Source organism: Neisseria sp. 83E34, from assembly GCF_001308015.1.
GTDB lineage: Bacteria > Pseudomonadota > Gammaproteobacteria > Burkholderiales > Neisseriaceae > Neisseria.
This window is the reverse complement of sequence record NZ_LGYH01000021.1, coordinates 1-4,776: the sequence shown is the minus strand read 5'-3', so window position 1 is coordinate 4,776 and position 4,776 is coordinate 1. Positions and strand designations below refer to the sequence as shown.

The 4,776-nt window shown below is 51.6% G+C and carries 4 protein-coding genes; all 4 read right to left on the bottom strand.

From position 1 onward, the window contains the following. On the bottom strand, positions 1 to 2,005 hold a 2,005-nt coding region (locus AKG09_RS11390), incomplete at its 3' end, for a DUF6531 domain-containing protein (protein WP_197272158.1). 229 nt (positions 2,006 to 2,234) lie between these two features. After that, entirely contained in the window at positions 2,235 to 2,468 is a 234-nt protein-coding gene (locus AKG09_RS11385; RefSeq protein ID WP_054619545.1) for a hypothetical protein, read from the bottom strand. Between the two features lie 54 nt (positions 2,469 to 2,522). Then, on the bottom strand, positions 2,523 to 2,849 hold the full coding sequence (locus AKG09_RS11380; RefSeq protein WP_054619544.1) for a hypothetical protein: 327 nt from the start codon (positions 2,847 to 2,849) through the stop codon (positions 2,523 to 2,525). Continuing rightward, a partial coding sequence (locus tag AKG09_RS12285; RefSeq protein WP_231623944.1) for an RHS repeat-associated core domain-containing protein occupies positions 2,836 to 4,776 on the bottom strand: 1,941 nt, incomplete at its 5' end. The genes AKG09_RS11380 and AKG09_RS12285, both read right to left, overlap by 14 nt.

The window sequence follows — 4,776 nt, the reverse complement described above, 5'->3', positions numbered from 1 at the left end:
CGTCCGCCGCCAGTTCGTATTCGGTTTTGGCGCCGAGGCCGTCGATATGGGCAGTCAGGCGGTTGATGCGGTCGTATTCGAAAGCCTCACGGCTGCCGTCGGGATAGTCGGTGCGGATGTGGTTGCCCGCTGCGTCGTAATGATGGCGGGTGGTATGGCCGAGGGCGTCGGTAACGGTTTCGAGGTCGCCGTATTCGGTGTAGCCGAAACGGGTGGCTTGGCCGGAACAGTCGGTATAGCGGACCAGTCGGCCGTCTGAATCATATTCGAGCTGTTTGGTTTTGCCCAATGCGTCGGTGATGGCGGCGGGCAGCCATTGTTTATTGTAGGCGTACCCGGTGGTGTGGCCGGCGGGGTCGGTGATTTGAATCAGGTTGCCGCGTTGGTCGTAGGCGTATTCGGTAACTCTGCCGGCGGGGTCGTTGACGGCAACCGGCAGGTTTAAGCTGTCGTGGTAGTCGATTTGGGTGCGGCTGCCGTCGGGCGCGGTAATGCTGATAAGGTTGCCGAAGGTGTCGTAGCCGAAACGGGTTTCGCGGCCGAGTTCGTCGCGCTTGAGAACAATCCGCCCCCAGTCGTCGCGTTCCGTATCGCTGCGGTGGCCGTCGGCATCGATGTGGTAAATCTCTTCGTAGTTCCCGTCGAAACCGTAAATCTCTTCCCGACCCAATGCGTCGGTAACGCGGGTGTAGCCGTCGCGGTAGTCGAACGTCCATGCTTCGCCGAGGTTGGTATGGCTTTTGAGCACCTTGCCGTCCATATCGTAACGGTCGTATTCGTAACGCGATACCAACCCGTCGGGCCGGTTGTGCTCGACCATGATGTGGTTGCGGTAGGCGAAACCGCGCAGACGTTTGCCGTCGCGGCCGTAAACGGCAGTCAAATCGCCGTAGCCGTCGTAGCCGTAGCGCACCAGTTCGCGGCTGTTGAAGGTAACGGAGGTAAGGCGGTTGACGTAAAGGTTGTCGTCTTTGCCGACAAATACGCCGTGCTCGGCGGCGGCATCGAATACTCCGTCGCTGTCGTTTAGGCGGATGGAGGAGAAATTCAGTTGGAACTGCCTGCCGTTGCTGTCGTAAACGCTGTGCGGCAGTCCGTTGTCGCCGTAGCAAAGGCGGATGTGGTGATGGTTGCGGTCGAGTTGGGCGATGAGCTGGTAAATGCCGTCGCCTTCGTCGACTTCGGCGAACCACAAACGGGCGCCGCCGTCGGGCGAGGCAATTTGGTAGAGGCCGTCTGAAATTTGCGAGAAATAGATTTGTTCGTAAGGATCGAAATAAGCCGATTCCAAACCGTAGGGGTCTTCTTCCGCAGGCTCAGGTAGCGGATCGGTATCTTCTACATCCAAACCGTCTTCATCATCGTCGGCATATTGCGGTTCGTTTTTCTCGTCATCAATATCCGGCAGCGGAATTTCCCGGCCTTGCTCGTCAATATAAAGGAAGCCGTTTGCGCGGCGTTCCAGCCGCATCGAAAACGGCAGCGACCAGCCCTGCCCCAGCCAGCCGTTGCCGGGTTGGTCGGAATAGTAGCTGCGCTGCCATACAAACGGAAGCGGCGCATCAAAAGCAAAATCCGCCTCGGTTTCGTCAAACAATATCTTGATACCGAGGACGGCATTAACCGGAGGGCCGACTGCAGCGGCGACCTTACAGGGAATGCAGGTTCCCGAACCTGTAACCAGCCCACCGTCAAAACCCATTCCCCCGCCGCCGCTAAAACCGCTAACGGTCTTTTTAGTAGGCGGCTTCGGTCCCGGCACCCCGGGAATCATCGAGGCTAAAGAAATCACCGTAGAAGCCGCATCAACGGCTGCAGATACGGCGGAATCTGGGGAAGCAACCGATAAAGCGGTGGAAGCGACATCGGCTACCATCTCGATTACATCGACGGGGCCGGCGGCATTCGTGAGCGGTTCGGGCGGATTGGCGGAGCCTTGGGACACCATGGCCGGCGCGGAAGGCTGGGGAATGAGAATGCCTATGGTGTTGCCGATAGATGCCATGGTTGTCCGGGGGTTGAGGGGGTGTTGGATAAATGACAGCCGTGGCCGTCTGAAAAATAAGGGGTTAAAGGATTATAGCGTAATATGGGTGTTTTTTTCAGACGGCCTTGAGAGATGATAACGCGTGCGTGCCTAAGGCACACACCCTACCTGCGAAAGGAGCTTTTTATGCAGGCTACGGCTTGCTAGAACCATTGATGAATATTTTATGAAATTTATTTATTGTCTATTAATCATTAATAATATGATTTTTTGCAGTATTTATGAGTTCTACATAATTTTCTAAAAAAGGCTCTACTAAAACAGATTCTAGTATAGATTCAAAATTATATAATATTTTCTGCTCTGCTTCATCAGGTAGTTTGTGATGCTCATTAAATTTCACAAGCCATTCGAAAAGAACCAATGCCTCATAACTATTCAACTTCACAAAATATTCTTTAAATTCTTTATTAATTTCCATTTAGTTTTTTTCAGGCGACATGGTTGTTCAGATTAAGTTTCTAACTTAATCTGCTTATATTGGGTAAGATAATAACTGGCTAAAGTCAGACTTCCAAATATCCAACTCATACAAATCACCATTTTCATAAGCATATAATGTCGTTAAAACAGGAACGTTATCTATATCGTTAAATCGATATTCAGATATTGGTATAATATTGCAACTTTCCGGTTCCCGGTCATAAATAAATTTTATACTCCCCATTTTTCCATCATTTAATGATAATACGTAGTTCGGGAAGGAAAGTTTCATACTTTTATATTCTGGAAAAATATTTTCTCGTAGAATATTAAGTAATTTTTTTTCACTTTCATTCAATAATCTTTTATGGTACGCCATGTATCCTCCCGATGTTATAGGTTCCATTTTTGAGTTTGAATGCAGTGTATTGGATATTTTTCCCTTGAACTTTTATGATTGCATTAAATGGTTTTCCTTCTGTTACTTGACTGGAAACTTTTGATAAATGGTTAGTTACCTCTTTTTGTACAATTCCTCTGTCTAACCCCAATTTATCAGTATGTCTAAATGTATGGTGGACTTGATTAGGATTATTACCAAATTGTATTTTGGGCTTTTGACATTTCCCAACACACTTTTGAGCCGCTTTCTTACCTGCCCTAGCTGCTTTCGATAACACACTTATTGCCGCTCTGCCAATTGCAGCAAGACCTGCTGCAACATAAGGAAGAAATGCCCACAAGCCCAAAGCATCAGTCCAACTTTGTGCATTGGGTGCAAATTGATACAGGTTCGCTCCACCAACCAAGCCTATCGGGTCTTGGTTGGTAAAGCGTCCCGTCTCTGCTTCGTAGTAACGGAAGAAGTTGTAATGCAATCCCGTTTCTTCATCAAAGTATTGGTTTTGCAACCTGAACGGCTGATGAACGTTTTCATAGATGCGCTTTTCAGACGCAAGGGAACCCCAAGCCGAGTAGCTGCCGTACCACAGCAGATTACCGAACTGGTCGGTCATCTCCCGCGGTATGCCGATTTGGTCGTTGTGGAAGTAGCTCAGGTATTGTTTGCCGTCTTTGGCGTTGTCAAAGATTTGCGCCAGCGGTTCGTAGCTGTCTTGGTCGGTGTAAATGTAGCTGTAACTGCCGCGGTAGTTATATTCTTGCAGCAGGCGGCTGCCGTCCCACACGAAATGGGTTTGTTTCGGCTCCGTAGCGGTTAAGGCGCCTTTGTCGGTTCGCTCTTTGCTCAAGCGTCTGCCGAACGGGTCGTAGGCGTATTCCCACGTTTGGCTTTCGCCGTTGTTCTTTTTAATTTCGGCTCTGACGAGTTGGTTTTCGCTGTCGTATTGGAACAACTGGCTCCCGCCGTCGGGCAGCTGGCGGTAGATCATATTGCCCAAAGCATCGTAGGTGTATTCGATGCCGTTGTATGCTTCGAGGCGGTTGCCTTTGCCGATGTTGCGGCCTTTCAAACGGCCGGTGTGATGCCTGTCTGAAAGGTTTTCAGACAAGATATTGTGTGCCGGGTCGAAAGCGAACTTTTCGCTGCTGCCGCTCTGTTTGTTGACGGCGCTTTCAATCCGCCCGAGTTTGTCGTACACGTAATCCAATACGCCGCTGCGTTGGTCGGCGGTTTGAATCAGGTTGCCGGCTTTGTCGTAGCGGTAGCTTCGGCGCACTGCGCCGCCGACCAGGGTATTGAGTTTGCCGTTGTGCTGCAATGTGCGGTTGGCGGTGGCGGTTTGGTTTTTCAGACGGCCCATCGGGTCGTAGTCGTAGCGGCTGGTTAAAGCGCCTTGGGTTCTTTGGATTTCCTGATGCAGCCGGTCGCGTTCGATGTCGCTGATGGTTTCGCCGTCGAGGTTGATTTGGTGCAGGTGGCCGCTGCCGTAGTAGAGGTAGTTGATGCTGCGGCCGTCGGGCAGAACGGTTTGAATGCGGTTGCCGAGCGGGTCGTAGGCGTAGCCGACGGTGGCGCTTTGGCCGTTGTGGACGGTGGTTTCGCCGACAAGTCGGTCGAGTACGTCGTAAACGAGTTCGACGCTGCTGTGGCGGTTTCTGGCTTTGATCAGGTTGCCGGTCAGCGGGTCGTAGTCGAAGCGGGTGCGGCTGTAGTGTTTGCCTTCTTCGGCGGGAACGGGCGTGCCGTCGAGGCGGCGGCTGGTTTTTTCCACCAGCCGGCCGAGGATATTGCGTTTGAAGCGGTGGATGTGCCAAATCTCGGGGCGGTCGGCTTTGGAGCCGTCTGAAAGGCCGTATTCGGTTTGTTCGGTCAGTTGGCCGGCGGCATCGTAGGCGTAGCCGGT

Excerpts from the sequence above, each read along its gene's own strand:
- AKG09_RS11385 (WP_054619545.1), bottom strand. The coding sequence starts at position 2,468 with ATGGAAATTAATAAAGAATTTAAAGAATATTTTGTGAAGTTGAATAGT.
- AKG09_RS11380 (WP_054619544.1), bottom strand. The coding sequence starts at position 2,849 with ATGGCGTACCATAAAAGATTATTGAATGAAAGTGAAAAAAAATTACTT.